This window comes from Streptomyces sp. NPDC001502, from assembly GCF_042894785.1.
Taxonomy (GTDB): domain Bacteria; phylum Actinomycetota; class Actinomycetes; order Streptomycetales; family Streptomycetaceae; genus Streptomyces; species Streptomyces kutzneri.
This window is the reverse complement of record NZ_JBIAVW010000007.1, coordinates 295,934-315,390: the sequence shown is the minus strand read 5'-3', so window position 1 is coordinate 315,390 and position 19,457 is coordinate 295,934. Positions and strand designations below refer to the sequence as shown.

Below are 19,457 nucleotides of genomic sequence, written 5' to 3'. Positions count from 1 at the left end.
CGTACCCCCGTGACGGGGATACGGCCCTTTGGTGCCGGTGCGCGCTTAGCCGCGGATGAGGTTCCGGAGCACGAACTGCATGATTCCGCCGTTGCGGTAGTAGTCCGCCTCGCCCGGCGTGTCGATGCGGACGACCGCGTCGAACTCCACACCGGTGTCGGTGGTCACCTTGACCGTGCGCGGGGTGGTGCCGTTGTTCAGCTCCTCCACACCGGTGAAGGAGAAGGTCTCCTCGCCGGTGAGGCCCAGGGAGGCGGCGGTGGCGCCCTCCGGGAACTGCAGGGGCAGGACGCCCATGCCGATCAGGTTGGAGCGGTGGATGCGCTCGTAGGACTCGGCGATGACGGCCTTGACGCCGAGCAGCGCGGTGCCCTTGGCGGCCCAGTCGCGGGACGAGCCGGAGCCGTACTCCTTGCCCGCCAGGATGACCAGCGGGATGCCGGCGGCCTGGTAGTTCTGCGAGGCGTCGTAGATGAAGGAGACCGGCGAGCCGTCGACGGTGAAGTCGCGGGTGAAGCCGCCCTCGGTGCCCGGCGCGATCTGGTTGCGCAGGCGGATGTTGGCGAAGGTACCGCGGATCATGACCTCGTGGTTGCCACGGCGGGAACCGTACGAGTTGAAGTCGCGGCGCTCGACACCGTGCTCGGTGAGGTACTTGCCGGCCGGGGTGTCGGCCTTGATCGCACCGGCCGGGGAGATGTGGTCGGTGGTGACCGAGTCGCCCAGCTTCGCCAGCACGCGGGCGCCGGCGATGTCGGAGACCGGGGTGGTCTCCATCGTCATGCCCTCGAAGTAAGGGGGCTTACGGACGTAGGTGGACTGCGGGTCCCACTCGAAGGTGTTGCCGGTCGGGATCGACAGCGCCTGCCACTGGGCGTCGCCCGCGAAGACGTCCTGGTAGGACTTGCTGAACATGTCCTCGCCGATGGCGTTCGCCACGACGTCGTTGACCTCGGCCTCGGACGGCCAGATGTCCTGGAGGAAGACCGGCTGGCCCTCGGTGTCGATGCCGATGGCGTCCTTGGTGATGTCCACCTTCATGGAGCCCGCGATGGCGTACGCGACGACCAGCGGCGGGGAGGCCAGGTAGTTCATCTTGACGTCGGGGTTGATGCGGCCCTCGAAGTTGCGGTTGCCCGAGAGGACCGAGGTGACCGCGAGGTCGTGCTCGTTGATCGCCTTCGAGATCTCCTCGTCCAGCGGACCGGAGTTGCCGATGCAGGTGGTGCAGCCGTACCCGACGAGGTTGAAGCCCATCTTGTCGAGGTACGGGGTCAGGCCGGCCTTGTCGAAGTAGTCGGTGACGACCTTCGAGCCCGGGGCCAGGGTGGTCTTGACCCACGGCTTGCGGGACAGGCCCTTCTCGACCGCCTTCTTGGCCACGAGCGCCGCGGCGACCATGACGTAGGGGTTCGAGGTGTTGGTGCAGGAGGTGATCGCGGCGACGGTGACGGCGCCGTGGTCGATCTCGAAGGAGGTGCCGTCGGCCAGGGTGACCTGGGTCGGGCGGGTCGGCACGCCGTTGGCGGCGGCCGGGGCGTCGGACGCCGGGAAGGACTCCTTGCCGGCCTCGTCGTCGTCCTCGACGTAGTTGCGCACGTCCTGCGCGAACTGCTGGGCGGCGTTGGCGAGGATGATGCGGTCCTGCGGGCGCTTCGGGCCGGCGATGGAGGGGACGACCGTGGAGAGGTCGAGCTCCAGCTTCTCGGAGAAGTCCGGCTCGGCGGCCGGGTCCAGCCACAGGCCCTGCTCCTTGGCGTACGCCTCGACGAGCGCGACCTGCTGGGCGTCGCGGCCGGTCAGGCGCAGGTACTTCAGGGTCTCGCCGTCGATCGGGAAGATCGCGGCGGTGGAGCCGAACTCCGGCGACATGTTGCCGATGGTGGCGCGGTTCGCCAGCGAGGTGGCGGCGACGCCCTCACCGTAGAACTCGACGAACTTGCCGACGACACCGTGCTTGCGGAGCATCTCGGTGATGGTCAGCACCAGGTCGGTGGCGGTGGTGCCGGTGGGCAGCTCGCCGGTCAGCTTGAAGCCCACGACGCGCGGGATCAGCATGGAGACCGGCTGGCCGAGCATCGCGGCCTCGGCCTCGATGCCGCCGACGCCCCAGCCCAGCACGCCCAGGCCGTTGACCATGGTGGTGTGCGAGTCGGTGCCGACGAGGGTGTCGGGGTACGCCTGACCACCCCGAACCATGACCGTGCGGGCCAGGTGCTCGATGTTGACCTGGTGGACGATGCCGGTGCCCGGGGGGACGACCTTGAAGTCGTCGAAGGCGGTCTGGCCCCAGCGCAGGAACTGGTAGCGCTCCTTGTTGCGGCCGTACTCCAGCTCGACGTTCTGCGCGAAGGCGTCCTTCGTGCCGAACTTGTCGGCGATGACCGAGTGGTCGATGACCATCTCGGCGGGCGAGAGCGGGTTGATCTTCGCCGGGTCGCCGCCGAGCGCCTTCACGGCCTCGCGCATGGTGGCGAGGTCCACCACGCAGGGGACGCCGGTGAAGTCCTGCATGATCACGCGGGCCGGCGTGAACTGGATCTCCTCGCTGGGCTGGGCCTGCGAGTCCCAGTTACCGAGCGACCGGATGTGGTCGGCGGTGATGTTCGCGCCGTCCTCGGTGCGAAGCAGGTTCTCCAGCAGGACCTTCAGGCTGTAGGGAAGGCGGGCGGAGCCCTCGACCTTGTCCAGCTTGAAGATCTCGTACGACTCGTCGCCCACCTGCAGCGTGCTGCGGGCGTCGAAGCTGTTCGCCGACACGACAGTCTCCTTCATGCATGAATTCGCGCGTATTACCGCAATCCTGCCGCCACGCCCCTTGGCCAATCCGCTAAGGTAGGGCTAAGTTAGGTAACCCTTACCAACGGGGGCGGCTGCGGTACGCCTTCGGCAGATATCTCGATGTCGAGATAACTCTAGTACATGTCCGGGGGGAGGGACGAGGCGCGCACCCGCAGTCCCGCCGGGACCGTCAGCTGACCAGGCGATTCCGCATGCCCGGATTCGATCAGGTTGACCAGGACAGACACCGCCGAAGCGGCGATCCGCTCCGGATTCAGGGTGACGGTGGTCACGGCGGGTTCGGTCTCGGCGTACGCCGGATCCTCGCTGGCGCAGACCAGCAGCAGCCCGTCGTGCCCCGGGCTGCCGGGCGTGCCGGGTGCGCCGGGTGCGCCGGCCATGCCAGGCATCCCAGGGATTGCGGGTGCTCCCCGTACGCCGGGTGTACGCAGGCCGTGGCGCGCGGCGGCGGCCAGTACCTGCCTGCCCCCCGGGTCGTACACGCAGTAGACGGCGTCGGGGCGGTCCGGCCCGGTGAAGGCGGAGTCGAAGGCGTGCCCCGCCGTGTCGTCCGGGTCGAAGGGGACCAGGAGCGGAGCCAGGCCGCGCTCCGCGCACCACTGTTCGTAGGCCGAGGTGACGGCCCCGGTGTAGAACTCCCGGCCGTAGCCCGAGTGGAGTGCGATCCGCCGGGCCCCTGACGCCGCGAGGTGGTCGAGCACCTCCCGCGTGGTGGCGGTGTGGTCGTTGTCCACCCACATGTCCCCCGGCCAGGGGTCGGGCGGCCGCCCGTCGAAGACCACCGGCAGACCCCGCGCCCGCAGGGCCCGCAGCACCGGGTCGCCGGCCGGGCTGTCGAGCAGCAGCATCCCGTCCACGGCGAGCGTGTGCCACAGCGGCTCGGCGCCCCGGTCGGCGGGCAGGGTGGTCAGGGCGTACCCGTGCGCGTGCGCGGCCGAGGTCGCGGCGGTGAGCCAGCGGGAGAAGTAGGCGATCCGCACGAAGTCCCAGGCGTCCCCCGCGTACGTGGTCACCGCGACACCGAGGCTGCGGGTGCGCGGGCCGCGGCGGGCTCCGTAGCCGAGCGCGCCCGCCACCTCGCGGACCCGTCGCCGGGTGGACTCGCCGAGGCGGCCGGTGCCGTTGAGCGCGTGCGAGACGGTCGCGGTGGAGACCTCGGCGGCGCGCGCGATGTCGGCGAGGGTCGGTCCCGGCGCGGATGGGTGCTCTGGCACGCGGCCATCGTACGGATTTCGTCGCCGGAGGCGGCTTCTGGTTAAGCGGTTAATCAAACAGTGTCCTGGCCACACCAACGTTTGGAGTGGGCATGACGTCTTCTTCGCACCTTTCCCGCCGGGGACTCCTCGCCGCCGCGGGGATCACCGGGGTCGCCGGGGCCGCGGGCCTGCTGGGGGCCGCTCCGGCCTCGGCCTCCCCGGCGCCCTCGCCCTCGTCCTCGTCCTCCGGCGGGCGCGGTTCGGCGGCCCTGGTGGTCCGCAACGCCGCGGTGTTCACCGGGACCGGCGGCCGGGCTCCCGTAGAGGCCGTCGCGGTCGGCCGGGACGGCACCATCCTGGCCACCGGGACGAACGCGGCGCTGCGCCGGTACGCGGGCCGGGACACCGAGGTCGTCGACGCCCGGGGCAACACGGTCATGAGCGGCATCCACGACGGCCACGTCCACCCGCTCGGCGCGGGCGAGCGCTCGCTGTCCCCCTCGCTGGAGGGCGCGGAGACCACCCTGGCCGAGCTCCAGGAGATCCTGACCGGCTTCCTCGCCGAGACGGGCGGCGCGGGCGCGGAGCCCGACCGCTGGCTGGTGGTCGAGGACTGGAACCCGGTCGGGCTGCTCCCCACGGGCACCAACCCCCACCACACGATGCTGGACGCGCTCCCGACCCGGCGGCCGATCGCCCTCGTCGGCGGCGACGGGCACAACCTGTGGGCCAATCAGCGAGCCCTGGACATCGCCGGGATCACGGCGGCCACGCCCGACCCGGTCGGCGGCAAGGTCGTCAAGGGCGCGGACGGGCGGCCGACGGGCGTCCTCAAGGACGACGCCCAAGGCCTGGTACGACGGCACATACCGGAGCCCACCCGGGCCGACCTGGTCGCGGCCTGCGCCAAGGTGCTGGAGCTGGCGGCCGCCTCCGGGGTCACGACGATGATGGACGCGCTGGTGGGACGGCACGAACTGGAGCTGTACCGGGCACTGTCGGCGGCGGGGAAGCTGCCGCAGCGGATCGTCCCGGCGATCCGGCTGGAGGCGGAGCAGACCAAGGACCCGGCGGGGTCGCTGGCGTACGCGCGAGGCCTGCGACGGGAGTTCGCGGGCGTACGGGGGCTGCGGTTCGGGATGGTCAAGGTGTTCCTGGACGGGGTCATCGAGTACCCGGCGCAGACCGCCGCACTGCTGAAGCCCTACCTCGACGGGCAGGGCCGGCCGACCGACAACCGGGGCGAGCTGTACACCTCGGCGGCGGACTACGGCCGGCTCAGCGCCGCCTTCAACAAGGCGGGCTGGCAGATGCACGCGCACGGGCTCGGCGACCGTGCGGTACGCACCGCTCTGGACGGGTACGCGTACGCCAAGCGGGTGACGGGCCTGCGGGACGCCCGCAACGCCGTGGCGCACCTGCAGCTCGTGGACCCGGCGGACCTGCGGCGTTTCGCGCAGCTGGGGGTCACGGCGTGCATGCAGCTCCAGTGGGCGGCGAAGGACACCTGGACGATGGAGGCGCTGCTTCCCTACATCGGCCCCGAGCGGCACCGGTGGATGTACCCGGCGCGGAGCCTGGAGAAGGCGGGGGCGCGGCTGTCGGGCGGCTCCGACTGGCCCGTGGACGCCCTCCAGGTGTGGAACCAGCTGCGGACGGCGATCGACCGCCAGGGCGCTTTCGGGGCGGGTCCGCTGTACCGCGAACTGGAGGGGCTCGGCCGGGACGCGGTCCTGCGGATGCACACGTCGGGAACGGCCTGGCAGCTGCGCCAGGAGGAGCTGACGGGCACGGTGGAGCCGGGCAGGGCGGCGGACCTGGTGGTGCTGGACCGGGACGTGACGCGCTGCCCGGTGGCCGACATCAGCGGTACGGGGGTACGGATGACCCTGGTCGGCGGCCGTGTGGTGCACGACGCGGATTCGGCGTCGGGCCGGGCGGCCTCGGCGCGGGTGGCGGGCGCCGCCTCGGGCCCGCGCCCGGCCTCGTACGCGGCGGTGCACGCCGGGGGGCGGCACCACGCCTGCAAGCACTGAGCGGGGCGCGGGGGCTGGTCGTCGCCGTCGGTCGCCGCTGCTTCTCGCCGCTGCCGGGCCGGGCTGCCGGGATCAGCCCGCCGCGAGGCCGTGGCGGGCTGCCCAGGAGTTGACGGCTGCGGCGATCTCCTCGGGCCGGTCCTCGGGGCAGAGGTGGGCGGCCGGGCCGCAGTACTCGGTCTCCAGCGCCGAGACGTTCTCCTCGCACCAGGCGACCGTCTCGGGGCCGACCATCAGGGCCGGTGAGCCGTCGAAGGTGAGGAGCAGCTTGGGCACGTCCGGGCTGGCGGACAACCAGGCGTCGTACTTCTCGACGACGGCGCGCACATCGGCCGGATCGCCGTCGATCGGCAGCGAGCGGGCCCACCGCAACATGGGCAGCCGGCTCTCGCGGGTCGGATAGGGGGCGGCGTAGACGGCATGGTCCGCCTCGCCCATCGGGTTCAGCACCGTCTGCCGGATGCTGTCCTCGATGAAGATGTTCCGGTCCAGGACCATCTCCTCCCCCACGCCCGGGGTGCGGATCGCCTCGAACCGCGCCCGCGCGGCGGGCGGGTACTGCGCCCAGCTCAGCGGCCGCACGATCGTCTCCATGAAGGCGATGCCGCGGACCCTCCCGGGGTGGCGGGCGGCCCGGTCGAAGGCGAGCGCCCCGCCCCAGTCCTGACCGACCAGCACCACCTCGTCGAGCCCGAGGGCGTCGAACCACGCGTCCAGGTAGCGGGCGTGGTCCTCGAAGCGGTACTCCCCGCCCGGCTTTCCGGAGCGGCCCATCCCGATGAGGTCCGGGGCCAGGACGCGGACCCCGCCCTCGATCCGGGGCAGGACGCCCCGCCAGAGGTGGGAGGAGGTCGGGTTGCCGTGCAGGAACACGAAGGGGACACCGCCGGACCGGGCGCCGGCGACACCGTGGTCCTCGTAGTACATCGTCGAGTCGAGTACGTCGATCGTGGGCATGAGTGGCCCCTTCCGGCAATCGTTGACCTAACTAACGTTGGTGACACGAACGAAACTATACCGTTAGTGCCACTAACGCAATGGGTACCATCGCCCCATGACCACGGAAGAGAACGGACCCCTCGTCCCCGCACGGCTGCGCGAACTGCCCAGCCGGCTGCTGGGACAAGCCTCCACCCACGCGCAGCGACTCGTGAGCGAGGGCCTGAGCGGGGCAGATGCTCACAAATGGCACTATGCGGCCCTGGTCGCCCTGGAGGAGTCCGGCCCGGCGAGCCAGGCCACCCTCAGCGCCCGCACCGGCATCCACCGCAGCGACCTGGTCGCCGTCATCAACGAACTCGCCGCACGCGCACTGGTGGAGCGGACCCCCGACCCCGAGGACCGCCGGCGCAACGTCATCACCCTCACACCGCCCGGCCGGCGGCAACTGCGCACACTGGAACAGATCCTCGCCGCGGCCCAGGAGGAACTACTGGCCCCGCTGTCCACCCAGGAGCGGGAGCAGCTCACCCGCCTGCTGGGCCGCATCGTCGACCATCACGCGTACGGGCACCCTGTCATGGGACCTGATGGCCGGTAACTTCCACTCAATTCACCCATTTGCCGCACCCAGCGCAAGGGTCATCTCATATCTGAGATAGCGTGCCCCCATGGCAGACGACTACCTCGTACGCATCGGCAAGCTCATCCGTGACGCCCGGCAGCACCGGGGCTGGACACAGAGTCAGCTCGCCGACGCCCTCGGCACCAGCCAGAGCGCAGTGAACCGCATCGAGCGCGGCAACCAGAACATCAGCCTTGAGATGATCGCCCGGATCGGCGAAGCGCTCGACAGCGAGATCGTCTCCCTCGGCTATGCCGGCCCGATGCACCTGCGCGTGGTCGGCGGCCGCCGTCTGTCCGGCGCCATCGACGTCAAGACGAGCAAGAACGCGTGCGTCGCCCTGCTCTGCGCCTCGCTGCTCAACAAGGGCCGTACGGTGCTGAGGCGGGTGGCCCGCATCGAGGAGGTCTACCGCCTCCTGGAAGTCCTGAACTCCATCGGCGTGCGCACCCGCTGGATCAACGACGGCGTGGACCTGGAGCTGATCCCGCCGGCCCGCCTCGACATGGAGGCCATGGACGCGGACGCGGCCCGCCGGACCCGGAGCATCATCATGTTCCTGGGCCCGCTGCTGCACCGCATGGAAACGTTCCGCCTGCCCTACGCGGGCGGCTGCGACCTCGGTACCCGCACCATCGAGCCGCACATGATCGCCCTGCGCCGCTTCGGCCTGGACATCACCGCGACCGAGGGCATCTACCACGCGAAGGTCGTACCCGGGATCTCCCCGGACCGCCCGATCGTGCTGACCGAGCGCGGGGACACCGTCACCGAGAACGCGCTGCTGGCCGCCGCCCGGCACGACGGTGTGACCGTCATCCGCAACGCCTCCTCCAACTACATGGTCCAGGACCTGTGCTTCTTCCTGGAGGCCCTGGGCGTCCGGGTCGACGGCGTCGGCACCACCACGCTCACCGTCCACGGCGTCCCGAGCATCGACGTGGACGTGGACTACTCCCCCTCCGAGGACCCGGTCGAGGCGATGAGCCTGCTCGCCGCCGCGGTCGTCACGGAGTCGGAACTCACCATCCGCCGGGTGCCGATCGAGTTCATGGAGATCGAACTCGCGGTCCTGGAGGAGATGGGCCTGGACCACGACCGCTCGGCGGAGTACACCGCCGACAACGGCCGCACCCGCCTGGTCGACCTCACGGTCCGCCCCTCGAAGCTCGAAGCCCCGATCGACAAGATCCACCCCATGCCGTTCCCCGGGCTGAACATCGACAACGTCCCCTTCTTCGCGGCCATCGCCGCCGTGGCGCAGGGCCAGACCCTGATCCACGACTGGGTGTACGACAACCGGGCCATCTACCTGACGGACCTGAACCGCCTCGGCGGCCGCCTCCAGCTCCTCGACCCCCACCGCGTCCTGGTCGAGGGCCCCACGCGCTGGCGCGCGGCGGAAATGATGTGCCCGCCGGCCCTGCGCCCGGCGGTGGTCGTCCTCCTGGCGATGATGGCGGCCGAGGGCACCTCGGTACTGCGCAACGTCTACGTGATCAACCGCGGCTACGAGGAACTGGCCGAGCGCCTCAACTCGGTGGGCGCCCAGATCGAGATCTTCCGCGACATCTAGGCAGCCGGTCATACAGGGATCAGTCAGGGCATTGCCCGAAGCCCTGAAAACTGGCCTCCGGCCTGCGGAAATACCTCGAACGGCCGATTGACTGACGCTACATCGGTCTCTGAGCGCTGATGACCTGAGGCTCCGTCACCCTTCACGGAGGGGGACGGGGCCTCGGTCGTTTCATGGTGTTTGCCCATAGAAGCCCAGGCCAGAGCTGGATCGACTTCCTGACCGTCATCGAGGACTGCATGATGCGCACCTCGTAAGGCCGCAGCCTCGTCGCGATCAGAACCAAGGCCGATGAGAGCCGGGCGTGCGAGATGCCGGCCGACTTCTTCTTCCGGTACATCGAGCGCCGTAGAAGAGTTCGACGCCGATGGCGGCCAGTTCCTCCCGGCGCCCCTTGAAGATCCGGGCCACGTGCGCGGAGGCGTTGTCCAGTGCGACAGTGCACGGCCACACGCGAGAGAAGCCTGCTGGCGGCTTTTCCAGCGCGTCGGCACCGCCAGGCAGGCCGGCCGGTTTCGTGCACACGAACTCCAGCAGCATGGCCGCGTCGATCTTCCCGCAGGTCTTCTCCCACAACAGGTCGGCATGCCGGCCCACGGCCAGGGCGCCGAGCACGTTCACGCGCCGGCCCTTCTTGTCCTCGCGCGGCACCACGGCACGCTGCCCTGCCCGTGACCAGCTGTATCCCGTGGGCATGGTCGGAGCGAACCCGCTCTCGTCGAGGAAGTACAAGTCCCTCACGCCCGCATGCGCGCCCAACCGTAGAGCCGTAAAGCCTCCAGCTCGGCGCAGGCAGCCTGTTGGAGGACGGGGTCGGCCTTGTGCCGCAGCGTGTCCCTGGTCCGTTTCCACCGGAACCCGTCCCGGTGCAGTGACTCGGTCAGCCACGCCGCCGAGACCCGAACCCCTCGCTCGGCGGCCAGCCATTCGCACAACGCGGCGGCAGTACACCTCCGGCCCTGCCGGGCAGACACGTCCAGGCGAGCGGCCAGCGCTTCGGGGTCCTCACGGGTGACCGAAGCCCGACGGCCCGACCGAGGGGCGTCCGCCAGCACGTCGAATCCCCCGGCGAGGCAGCCCCTGCCTGCCCCGTCTCATACCCGAACGGCAGCCGCACAGCACCGAGACCGCTCAGTGCCCTCGGTCAGGGCATGTCGAGTTCGGGCAAGGAGAAGAAGCCGGTGATTGCCTGCACCGTTCGTTCCTCGTTGTCATCTCTGTCAAGATCTTCCGTCGGCCCGATCAGATTCGCCGCTATGAGGACGGGCAGCAGCAGATCGGGCTCCTCGCCCACTCGGTCGAATGGATTCTCGAAGCTGAAGCCGGTGATCAGGTTCCCGTCGCGGTAGTACTCGATCCATGGACCGTGGGCCTTCGCCCAGCACGGCTCGGTCACGAAGACGACGAGTTCGCCGCCGTCCGGGCACAGCCGCTGGTAGTGGGCAAGGTCGTAGTCGCCGGTGTCCCAACTGAGCATGTCGTGCATCATCAGCCCCCAGCCGGTTCCCTTGCCGTACGCGAGTGGCATTCGCCGCTGACCGAGGAGTCCTCGCACGAGCGCGTCCAGAGGCAACCCTCGGAAGAAGACGACGTTGGTCTCCTGATGGTGTGGGAGCGCGCGGTGTATCCAATGCATCATGCCGGGCACCGTAGAGGAACCCACTGACACAGCCTTGCGGCCGTCCGCCGCCGTCGAAACAACGACCGGCTAGGCAACACCGGGCACAGGGCAGGCCCACCGGTCGTCAGCCTGGACGGCCAAAGGATCAGCACTCGACTTCACCGAAACCGCTTAGTACTCCAGCAGTACATCGTGATCTTCACGTTCGAGCGGCTTGAAGGCGTGCGCGAGCATGGCCAGGGTGACCCAGCGGGACCAGGACGGGTAGCGGCGGACCTGGTGCTCGTCCAAGGCCGCCAGGCCCTTGCCGGACTGGCAAAACTCCCCGGCCCGCCACCTTGATCCAGCGACGCGCACCAGGGTGGTCAGCGGCACTGCGGCGGCCGGCGAGTAGCAGCGGTAGTACGCGAGTTCGCCGGTTCTGCGGTTGCGGCGGATCAGCAACTGCCGGCTCCCGGGCCGGGGGTCGGTGAGGTCGATGACGGCCCAGTCGTAGAAGCGGTGGCCCTTGGCTCCGCTCCCTGCGGACAGCTTCTGCCAGGCCCTCTTGGGCACCTTCCTGGCCAGCGTGTCCGCGCGGAACTTCCCGGCGTCTGTGGTGACTTCGTGCGAGCAGGCCACCGCGAGAACGTGGCCGGTGCCGCGTTCCTCCAGCGCGGCGCGTAGCGTCGGGTTGCCGCCGTGGACCTCGTCTCCCGCGAGCCAGGCGCCCCGGTGGCCGGCGTCCAGGAATCGGGTGACCATGCGGGCGGCAAGCTGCGGTTTGGTCGCGAATTCGGTCGTGTCACCGAGTCCGGCGGCCCGGCAGCGGTCGGGGTCCGAGGTCCGAGGTTCAGAAACGCGGAACGTACAGTTCCCGGTCTACCGCGGCGTGTCCGCGGCGGCCGGCGTAGACGAGATGGACGGCGACCTGCGCGTTCTCGACCCTGCCCGCGGTGCCGGTGTACTGGCGCTGGACACCGACGGTGTCGGTGCCCTTCTTCACGTCGCCGGTCTCGTCGACCACCAGAACCGCCTGGTCGTCCCGCAGATGCTCCGCCACGCAGGCCCGCACGTCGTCGCGGACCTGGTCGGCGTCCCACTTGGCCCGCCCGAGCAGGTGCTGCATGCCGTCCGGGGTGCTCTCTCCGGCCCACTCTGCGATGGTCCGGCAGTTTTTGCGCGGCAGGTCCGACAGCAGGCCGAGCACCAACCGCCCGACCCGACGTCGGGGTTCGACCCGTGCGAACCGGCCCGCGATCCGGGCCATCAGGCCCTCGAACGCCTCCTGCTGGCGGGCAGGGTCTACGCTGCGACCTGTGGCCACCGCATGATCTTCAGTCTTCACACACCGATGATCAACGGTGGCCGCACCCGTCTCCGCAGCGCGTCAGGGTCGCGCAGCGTCTGCCTGCCGTCATGTGTCTGGAGGACTTGTGCAACGTGGCGAAGTCTGGTGGGTCCAGTTCGACGAGCGGAGGTTGGTCGTACTGCTGTCGGGAGACGACACGTCCGGGATCCGGGTGATGCAGGTCGTCGCTCCGGCGGGCGTCGACATCAGCGGTCTGGGCATCGAAGTGACGGTCGGCGCCGGTGAAGGACTGCCGTTCGAAGGCGTGCTGCGGCTCGCGTTCCCGCGTCCAGGCTTCACCCCGTGCACGTGGCTGACCACTGTGTCCCGGGACGACCTGATAGAGCGGGCGGCCGTCCTGTCCTCCGTGAAGCTCAGCGAGATTGACGACGCCCTCCGACTCGCTGAACAAGCGCAGGAGCGGACCCCGGCCACGACCGCGAAGCTCGGCGAGACAAGGGATGCCCTCCGTCTCGGTGAACTCGGGTAGGCGGAGAAGGAGCCGACGTCCGCGACGGCGTGGGCGATCTCGGGCGAGATGATCGACGCCGGCCACCTGCCGCCTCGGCGCCCCTCACCACCGAGATCACGATCTACGGCTGGAGTATTGGCCCTCAGTGACGCCGTCTGACCGGCTCTGTCTCCTCCCGTCCCATGCCGAAGGCCCCCATCGACGCCACGGCGGGAGCCTTGGACGTGCACCGGGTCAGACGGACTGCTCGATGTGCTCGATGTGCTCGAAGATGTCGGCGTCGGTCTGCCGCTGCCATTCGGGCAGCTCGGACCAGTCGGCGACGTAGCCGGGCTTCGGGTCGGGGATGTGCTTGTGGATCTGCGCGATCCAGCACAGCGCGACGAACCGGCCCTTCTGTTCCCGGCTCAGCTTGTCCGTCCGGCCGCTGCTCACCTGGACGAAGTCGCGGACCTGACCGAAGACGGCCGCGGCCGATTCCCGCTCCCACTCGGGGGTTTCGTCCCACGGGGCGATGTAGCCCGCCTTCGGCTCCCCGGGGAAGTGCTTCTTCACGCCGGCGATCCACGCCTCACGGAAAGCCCGGCCCTCGTCGTTCACCCCTATCCCCTTCGTCATCAGACGGTCGCCCCGATCTTCTGGGAGAACCTGCGCAGGCCCGGCGTCTCCGGGTGCATCAGCAGCAGCTCCGATGTGATCGCCCGCACCTTCGGCCGGGCCGCTTCCTCCGGCGCGTACGACGCCAGGGCGCGGAGTGCGTGGAAGGTCTTCTCCGGCTCGTCCAGGGCCTGCCAGACCCGGGCGACGTCCATGCACATCCGGCCCCGGCGCTCGGCGGTCGGCAGACGGCGCGAGTCGAGCTTCTCCGCGTACGTCAGGGCCTGCTCGTCCTCGCCGAGCGCATGGTGCACGCTGATCCGGAACCCCTGCGTCTGGGCCTGGCCGAACTCCCCGGGAACGTAGAGCCGCTGTGCGGCCGTCTCGCGGCGCTTCGCCGTCTCCTCGGCCTCTCCGATCAACTCCATCGCCTGCCCCCGCCAACCGGCCTGCGCAGCGCTGTACGAGGCCGTCAGCATCAGCGTGCCCCGCATCGCGAGTTCATCCGGCTGCTGCCCCAGCCGGCCAGCCGCTTCGTGCAGGTGGTCGATCGCGGCCTGGTAGTCCCCGCTGCGCCGCAGGGACACGCCCATGGAGTGCGCGGCCTCACCCATCACCACCGGGTTGCCCGTCAGCTGCGCCTGGAACCGCGCGCGCTCGGCCGCCACCCAGGCCATGCCCTGAGAGTTCTTGATCGCCAGCTGTGCGAGGAGCACGTAGGCGCGGGCCGCGATGTCGTGGGCCTGCGAGGCGAGCGAGCCGGAGATCAGTGACGGCAGGGTCCGGCCCAGCTTGCCGTACTGGGCCGCCTGAAACACCGTCCGGGCCTCGGTGAGCGCGGCGAAGAGCGCTGCACGCGACGCCGGCCGTGCTTCGGGAAGGCGGAACAGGGAGCGTTCCACCAGTTCCTTCGGGTCGACGGCCGCGGCGGAGGCGTTACCAGGCATGGCGGCGGCGATGCCGACTCCCAGCCCGAGCGCAAGCACTTTTCGGCGGTGCACGTCATCCCCCTCGAGTCCGACATCAGCAGCGGTCAGCCCCAGAACACCACACAAAGCGGCCAGCATGTTCTCGTCCGGCTGGAAACCGCAGGGTTCCCCGCCGCACCTCCTTCGACAGACGGCAGGAGCGAAGCCATGACCCAGCCCCTGCCTGGCCGAAGCCCCCTGGCCCGACAGCTCGAAGACCAGCCCGACAAGCGCATCCCGTGGGTCGTCTTCGCCGTCGAGGCCGACATCACCGGGATGTACGGCCAGCCGTCCCCGGGCCTGATGGCGAGAGCGAAACGCGGCTGGCGGAACCTCGGTGCTCTGCGCGCCCGCATCGACCCGGCTGACGAGGACACCGCTGCCGAGGGAGGCCGGGGATGAGCAGGCTGCCCGTCTCGACACGACGATGCCCTGTCTCCGGGCAACAGGAGTACGGGGCATCGCCTGTTCGGGCTACTCGTTCCACCACGGCGCGCCGTAGCACTCAGCCTGCGGCAACTTCGTACGCGAAGGCCGCTGCGGGCACGATCAGGTGCCGGCCCTCAAACCCGGCCACAGGGCAGGACGCCTCCGAGCCCCCTGTGCAGTCCGCGGCCCGTCGTCGGTGCCTCCGCCTCCCGCGAAGGCGCCGACGACGGCCTTTCACGCTCGTGTCATGGTCGCGGAGCCGGAACCCAGCTCGTGGGGTCGGAGGCCGTCTGTTCGCCCGTCGTCAGATTCTTCACCTCGTGCGCCGCGCCCTCCTCGAAAGGCGGGAACCAGACGAACGGGATGCCCTTCCGGGACGCGTAGCGGACCTGCTTGGCCACCTTGTCGGCCTGGTGGTAGAGCTCGACGTTCATCCCCCGCCCGCGCAGGCGCGCGGCCGTGCTCTCGGCTTCGCTCAGGCGATCGGCCCGCGGGATGACCACGAGAACGTCGCTGGGGCACTTCGCGCGGGTCTCCAGGAGCCCCTCCGCCAGGAGTTTGGCGAAGATGCGCGTCAGTCCGATCGACATTCCCACTCCCGGAAGGCTGCGCCGGATGAAGGATCCGCTCAGGTTCTCGTAGCGCCCGCCGGAGCAGATGCTGCCGTAGTTCGGCCAGTCGACGAACTTTCCCTCGTAGACCGTTCCCGTGTAGTAGTCGAGCCCACGAGCGATCGAGAGGTCGGCGACGACGCTGCCGGCCGGCAGGTTGCCGAGGGAATCCAGTACGTAGCTCAGCTCGCCGAGGCCTTCGGTGAGCAGATCGGACGTCACTCCCAGGCCCTTGATGTCGTCCACGACGGCCGGGCCGGTGCCGCGCATCCGAGCGAGCGCGAGGCAGGAATCGACGGTCCGTGCGGACAGGCCGACTTCGCCGGAGAGAATCCTCGCAACGCCCTCGGGACCGGCCTTGTCCAGCTTGTCGACGGCGCGGATCACGGCCGACGGATCGTCGATGCCGAGCCCCTCGTAGAATCCCTGAAGGACCTTCCGGTTGTTGATGTTGATCGTCCAGGCGGGCAGATCCAGGCTGGTCATGATCTCGTGGATCACGCGCGGCAGCTCGGCATCGAAGTACAGCGGCAGGTGGTCGACGTTGATCACGTCGATGTCACATTGGGTGAATTCGCGGAATCGCCCGTCCTGAGCCCGCTCACCGCGCCATACTCGCTGCATCTGATAGCGCTTGAACGGGAACACGAGCTCGTTGAAGTGCTGGGCCGTGTAGCGCGCGAACGGCACGGTCAGATCGAAGTGAAGGCCGATCCGGGAGTCACTCGCGTCATCGGCATCTTCCTGCAGCCTTCGCAGCGCATACACCTCGTTGGAGGTTTCGCCCTTGGCGGTGAGTACGGAAAGGGGCTCCACCGAGGGCGTCTCGATCGAGCAGAACCCGTACCTCTCGAAACCCGACCGAATGAGATCGAGCCACTTCTGCTCAACCATGCGGATTTCAGGCAGCCATTCGGGAAATCCGCTGACGGGAACAGGGCGGACCCGCGGGGACTCGGTCATCGGCGGCACTCTCTCTTCGCTCCGAGGCTTCGGCATTCGAGTTGCGCCGACCGGGACGCATCCGCGGCCTCGCGCGAACGCCGGTGACCAGCGTCTTACAAAGACCTGTGCGCCATCAACCGAGTTGAAGCGGCGCGCGACGGACATCGGCACGTCGAACCGCTTGCATCTCACCCCTCGTCAACACTAGTAGCGAATTCAACCTTCTGGGTATCTTGAACGCCGCTCAACGAGCACTACGACCCAGGAGTTCCCGATGACCATGCCGCCCCGCCGCAAGTCGATGACGGTGAAGATGCGCTGCAGAGGCGTCCTCACCGTCATGGCCGCCGTTCTGTCGCTCGCCGCCTGCGACCCGGCCGCGCCGGCCACCACCCCGAGCACCAGCGCCGCCGTCACCGTCAGTGCGAGCCCCAGCCCCAGTCCCTCCGCGGTGTCGGCCAGCCCGAGTCCGAGCGCCAGTGCGACCCCGACCGCCGACCCCACCACGGCGGCGCCGACCCCTCAGGTCCCGGTCGCCGAGCCCACCACCCAGGCGCCCGCGCCCACCAAGGCCGCCCCCGCCCCGCCGGCTCCCACCCGTACCCGCACCCAGGCGCCCGCGCCGGAGCCCACCAAGGCGAGCACCGACTGCTATCCCCGCTCCAACGCCGGCAACTGCTACCGGGCCGGTCAGATATGCCGGAAGGCCGATGTCGGTACGTCCGGCCGCGACGCCAACGGGCGCACGATCCACTGCCGTGACGACGACAGCGTGGGCCAGCGCTGGGGCTACTGACCGCCCACGGAGCGCCGGTTCCTACGCCGCCTGCGGGGTGAAGGGGTGGAGGGAGTCCATCCCCGGCTGGACGAGGCCGAAGGTGCTCTCCGGGACCTCGTTCCAGGCGCCGGGGAGGTCGCCGAGGGGTTCGGAGACGACCAGGCGGGTTTCGTCGGAGACCTCCTGGAGGAACTCCATGTCGGGGTGCAGCCTGCGCAGCGCGTCCACCCGGCTGCTGTAGAACAGCGACCTCGACTCACCCCGGGTGGAGTAGCGGAAGGCCCACAGGCGTTCGCCGTCGCTGATGGCGAGGGTCATCTGGAGCGGGTACTCCACGCCGTGCTCGCGGCCGACCCGCTCCACCACGCCCGCCATCCGGGCCACCGCGCCCGGCGGGTCCGCCTCCAGGCCCAAGGTGAGCGAAAGGTGGAACATCACCTCGGAGTCCGTCGAACCCTCGACTTCGGGGTACAGCGCGGGGTCGATGAGCAGGGTGAGTTCCCGCCGCATCCGGTGGAAGTCGGTGATGGCCCCGTTGTGCATGAACAGCCAGCGGCCGTGCCGGAACGGGTGACAGTTCGTCTGCTGCACCGCCGTGCCGGTCGATGCCCGGATGTGGGCGAAGAACAGCGGGGACCGGACGTGGTCCGCGATCTCCCGCAGGTTGCGGTTGTTCCAGGCGGGGCCGATGTCCCTGAAGGTCGCCGGGGTGGCCGTGTCCTCCTCCGTGTACCACCCGACACCGAATCCGTCGCCGTTCGTCGTCTCCACACCCAGCTTGGAGTGCAGGCTCTGGTCGATCAGCGAGTGGGCCGGTTTGTAGAGGATGGTTTCGAGCAGCAGGGGTGTTCCCGAATACGCGAGCCACCGACACATGAGCCATCACCTCGGGGGTGCAACGCAGATAACCCCTCCATTGTGGCCGCGCCCCCTGCTGATCGCCACGCGGAACGGGCCGACCCTCGGGCGGGCGGGGGTGGTGGTCATCCGGCCACTCATCGGCCTGAACGAACGCCGTCCTCGCCAGGTGCGCGCGGGCGCGGCAGAATCGGCCTTCCGTAGGACGAAGGGGCGGCCATGGCAGTGGGAACGAACTCCGGAGCGGATACGGGGAAGGCGGTGCCGGTGCCCGGGCTTGCCGGGGTGCCGTTGCTCGGGTCGCTCTTCGACCTGAAGTCCGACTCCCTCGGTACCTATCTGCGGGCCCAGCACCAGCACGGTGACCTGGTACGGATCACGGCCGGTCCGCCCGGCATGCGTGCCGAGTTGTACTGCGTCTTCTCCCCCGCGGGCGCCCAGCAGGTGCTCGCCTCCGACGCGGCCCGCTTCCGCAAGGACAACCACTTCTACCAGGAGGTCCGGGAGTCCTTCGGCAACGGGCTGCTCACCAGTCAGGACGAGGACTACCTGCGCCAGCGCCGCCTCGTGCAGCCGCTGTTCACCCGGCGCCGGGTGGACGGCTACGCCGAGGTGATCGCCGCCGAGACCGCATCGGTGCTCACCGCCTGGGGCGAAGCCCCGGGCGGCGTCGTGGACGTCTCCGACGAGATGACGCACCTCGCCCTGCGCGCCGTCGCCCGCATCCTCTTCGGCACCGACGTCGAGGCCACCGCCGATGTCGTGACCGGATGTTTCCCGGTCATCACCGACTACGTGCTGCGCCGCGGCTACTCACCCGCCAACATCCCGCGCGATTGGCCCACCCCCGGCAACCGGCGCGCGGCCGCCGCGATGGACGAGCTCTACGGGGTGTGCGACCGGATCATCGCGGAGCGCCGGCGCGCCGGGGCCGGTGCCGGGGCCGGGGCCGGGGCCGACGCTCCCGGCGAGGATCTGCTGACGCTGCTCGCCGGCGCCCGGAGTTCGGACGACGGGGAGTTCGACGCCGCCGAGCTGCGCGACCAGGTGCTGATCTTCCTGCTCGCCGGGCACGAGACGACCGCCACCTCTCTCTGCTTCGCCCTGCACCTGCTGGCCCGCCACCCCGTGGAGCAGTCCCGGGCCCGCGAGGAGATCTCCCGCGTCCTGGGCGGCCGTACGCCCGGCGCCGCCGACCTGGACCGGCTTCCGTACCTCACCCAGGTCCTCAAGGAGGCCATGCGGCTCTATCCGGCCGCGCCGGTCATCGGGCGCAAGGCCGTCGCCGCCACCCGGGTCGGGGAGCACACCGTCCCCGCGGGCGCGGACGTGATCCTGGCGCCCTGGGTGACGCACCGCCACCCCGACTACTGGCCGGACCCGGACCGCTTCGACCCCGAGCGCTTCACGCCCGAGGCGGAGGCGGGGCGGCCGCGCTACGCCTGGTTCCCGTTCGGCGGGGGGCCGCGCGCGTGCATCGGGCAGCACTTCTCGATGCTGGAGTCGGTGACAGCGCTGGCGATGATCCTGCGGGCCTACGAGTTCGAGGCCGTGGACACCGAGATCCCGGTCAGCGCCGGGATCACCCTGCAGACGAAGGGCCCGGCGCGCTGCCGGATCCGCCGCCTGGACGGATGACGGCGGTCCGGACGCGGCCCGGCCGCACGCCGTGCT

General features: G+C 69.9%; 17 protein-coding genes and 1 pseudogene. 7 read left to right on the top strand and 11 right to left on the bottom strand.

All coding sequences use genetic code 11. The features are described from left to right. Positions 1-45 precede the first annotated feature (45 nt). Entirely contained in the window at positions 46-2,760 is a 2,715-nt protein-coding gene (gene acnA, locus ACFY0D_RS14955) for an aconitate hydratase AcnA (RefSeq protein WP_390798721.1), read from the bottom strand. A 155-nt stretch (positions 2,761-2,915) separates the two neighbouring features. Then, positions 2,916-4,016 carry a LacI family DNA-binding transcriptional regulator gene (locus ACFY0D_RS14950; protein WP_390798720.1) on the bottom strand — a complete coding sequence of 367 codons (1,101 nt, stop codon included), beginning with the start codon at positions 4,014-4,016 and terminating at the stop codon, positions 2,916-2,918. 92 nt (positions 4,017-4,108) lie between these two features. On the opposite strand from ACFY0D_RS14950, the gene ACFY0D_RS14945 reads away from it, so the two are divergent. Next, positions 4,109-6,034, top strand: coding sequence for an amidohydrolase (locus tag ACFY0D_RS14945; protein ID WP_390798719.1), 1,926 nt, complete (start codon positions 4,109-4,111; stop codon positions 6,032-6,034). A 72-nt stretch (positions 6,035-6,106) separates the two neighbouring features. On the opposite strand, the gene ACFY0D_RS14940 is transcribed toward ACFY0D_RS14945, so the two are convergent. Beyond that, a complete protein-coding gene (locus ACFY0D_RS14940; RefSeq protein ID WP_390798718.1) occupies positions 6,107-6,991 on the bottom strand; it encodes a haloalkane dehalogenase in 885 nt (294 codons plus the stop codon). Between the two features lie 97 nt (positions 6,992-7,088). Here ACFY0D_RS14940 and ACFY0D_RS14935 point away from each other — a divergent pair, with 97 nt between their 5' ends. Beyond that, positions 7,089-7,574: a MarR family winged helix-turn-helix transcriptional regulator gene (locus tag ACFY0D_RS14935; protein WP_390798717.1), complete on the top strand. Its 486-nt coding sequence runs from the start codon at positions 7,089-7,091 to the stop codon at positions 7,572-7,574. 70 nt (positions 7,575-7,644) lie between these two features. Then, the gene (locus ACFY0D_RS14930) at positions 7,645-9,174 is read left to right on the top strand and encodes a UDP-N-acetylglucosamine 1-carboxyvinyltransferase (protein ID WP_030008959.1); all 1,530 of its coding nucleotides are present in this window, start codon (positions 7,645-7,647) and stop codon (positions 9,172-9,174) included. Between the two features lie 276 nt (positions 9,175-9,450). On the opposite strand, the gene ACFY0D_RS14925 is transcribed toward ACFY0D_RS14930, so the two are convergent. From ACFY0D_RS14925 to ACFY0D_RS14910, 4 genes and pseudogenes are all read right to left on the bottom strand, one after another. Further along, positions 9,451-9,915 (bottom strand): transposase, encoded by a 465-nt coding sequence (locus ACFY0D_RS14925; protein WP_390798820.1) that lies wholly within the window; start codon positions 9,913-9,915, stop codon positions 9,451-9,453. After that, positions 9,912-10,148: a winged helix-turn-helix domain-containing protein gene (locus ACFY0D_RS14920; protein WP_390798819.1), complete on the bottom strand. Its 237-nt coding sequence runs from the start codon at positions 10,146-10,148 to the stop codon at positions 9,912-9,914. The genes ACFY0D_RS14925 and ACFY0D_RS14920 overlap by 4 nt, the downstream gene beginning before the upstream one ends. A 170-nt stretch (positions 10,149-10,318) precedes the next feature. Next, a complete protein-coding gene (locus ACFY0D_RS14915) occupies positions 10,319-10,813 on the bottom strand; it encodes a hypothetical protein (protein ID WP_390798716.1) in 495 nt (164 codons plus the stop codon). A gap of 153 nt (positions 10,814-10,966) precedes the next feature. Continuing rightward, positions 10,967-12,044, bottom strand: a pseudogene (locus tag ACFY0D_RS14910) (IS701 family transposase). A 166-nt stretch (positions 12,045-12,210) separates the two neighbouring features. Between ACFY0D_RS14910 and ACFY0D_RS14905 the strand changes: the two are divergent. Beyond that, positions 12,211-12,615, top strand: coding sequence for a type II toxin-antitoxin system PemK/MazF family toxin (locus tag ACFY0D_RS14905; RefSeq protein WP_358558285.1), 405 nt, complete (start codon positions 12,211-12,213; stop codon positions 12,613-12,615). A 216-nt stretch (positions 12,616-12,831) separates the two neighbouring features. On the opposite strand, the gene ACFY0D_RS14900 is transcribed toward ACFY0D_RS14905, so the two are convergent. Next, positions 12,832-13,215, bottom strand: coding sequence for a hypothetical protein (locus tag ACFY0D_RS14900; RefSeq protein WP_390798715.1), 384 nt, complete (start codon positions 13,213-13,215; stop codon positions 12,832-12,834). Then, entirely contained in the window at positions 13,215-14,195 is a 981-nt protein-coding gene (locus ACFY0D_RS14895) for an XRE family transcriptional regulator (RefSeq protein ID WP_390798714.1), read from the bottom strand. The genes ACFY0D_RS14900 and ACFY0D_RS14895 overlap by 1 nt, the downstream gene beginning before the upstream one ends. A gap of 135 nt (positions 14,196-14,330) precedes the next feature. Between ACFY0D_RS14895 and ACFY0D_RS14890 the strand changes: the two genes are divergently transcribed. After that, positions 14,331-14,564, top strand: a complete 234-nt coding sequence (locus ACFY0D_RS14890) for a hypothetical protein (RefSeq protein ID WP_390798713.1) — start codon at positions 14,331-14,333, stop codon at positions 14,562-14,564. A gap of 272 nt (positions 14,565-14,836) precedes the next feature. Here the strand turns inward: ACFY0D_RS14890 and hisS are convergent, their stop codons facing one another. Continuing rightward, positions 14,837-16,165 carry a histidine--tRNA ligase gene (gene hisS / locus ACFY0D_RS14885; protein WP_390798712.1) on the bottom strand — a complete coding sequence of 443 codons (1,329 nt, stop codon included), beginning with the start codon at positions 16,163-16,165 and terminating at the stop codon, positions 14,837-14,839. 256 nt (positions 16,166-16,421) lie between these two features. Between hisS and ACFY0D_RS14880 the strand changes: the two genes are divergently transcribed. Continuing rightward, the gene (locus tag ACFY0D_RS14880; protein ID WP_390798711.1) at positions 16,422-16,943 is read left to right on the top strand and encodes a hypothetical protein; all 522 of its coding nucleotides are present in this window, start codon (positions 16,422-16,424) and stop codon (positions 16,941-16,943) included. Between the two features lie 21 nt (positions 16,944-16,964). On the opposite strand, the gene ACFY0D_RS14875 is transcribed toward ACFY0D_RS14880, so the two are convergent. Further along, entirely contained in the window at positions 16,965-17,801 is an 837-nt protein-coding gene (locus ACFY0D_RS14875; protein WP_390798710.1) for a class II glutamine amidotransferase, read from the bottom strand. A gap of 201 nt (positions 17,802-18,002) precedes the next feature. Here ACFY0D_RS14875 and ACFY0D_RS14870 point away from each other — a divergent pair, with 201 nt between their 5' ends. Beyond that, positions 18,003-19,421, top strand: coding sequence for a cytochrome P450 (locus ACFY0D_RS14870; protein ID WP_390798708.1), 1,419 nt, complete (start codon positions 18,003-18,005; stop codon positions 19,419-19,421). Positions 19,422-19,457: the final 36 nt, after the last annotated feature.

Coding starts and splice junctions, on each gene's coding strand:
- ACFY0D_RS14945 (WP_390798719.1), top strand. CDS start 4,109: ATGACGTCTTCTTCGCACCTTTCCCGCCGGGGACTCCTCGCCGCCGCG.
- ACFY0D_RS14940 (WP_390798718.1), bottom strand. CDS start 6,991: ATGCCCACGATCGACGTACTCGACTCGACGATGTACTACGAGGACCAC.
- ACFY0D_RS14935 (WP_390798717.1), top strand. CDS start 7,089: ATGACCACGGAAGAGAACGGACCCCTCGTCCCCGCACGGCTGCGCGAA.
- ACFY0D_RS14930 (WP_030008959.1), top strand. CDS start 7,645: ATGGCAGACGACTACCTCGTACGCATCGGCAAGCTCATCCGTGACGCC.
- ACFY0D_RS14915 (WP_390798716.1), bottom strand. CDS start 10,813: ATGATGCATTGGATACACCGCGCGCTCCCACACCATCAGGAGACCAAC.
- ACFY0D_RS14900 (WP_390798715.1), bottom strand. CDS start 13,215: ATGACGAAGGGGATAGGGGTGAACGACGAGGGCCGGGCTTTCCGTGAG.
- ACFY0D_RS14890 (WP_390798713.1), top strand. CDS start 14,331: ATGACCCAGCCCCTGCCTGGCCGAAGCCCCCTGGCCCGACAGCTCGAA.
- hisS (WP_390798712.1), bottom strand. CDS start 16,165: ATGACCGAGTCCCCGCGGGTCCGCCCTGTTCCCGTCAGCGGATTTCCC.
- ACFY0D_RS14880 (WP_390798711.1), top strand. CDS start 16,422: ATGACCATGCCGCCCCGCCGCAAGTCGATGACGGTGAAGATGCGCTGC.
- ACFY0D_RS14875 (WP_390798710.1), bottom strand. CDS start 17,801: ATGTGTCGGTGGCTCGCGTATTCGGGAACACCCCTGCTGCTCGAAACC.
- ACFY0D_RS14870 (WP_390798708.1), top strand. CDS start 18,003: ATGGCAGTGGGAACGAACTCCGGAGCGGATACGGGGAAGGCGGTGCCG.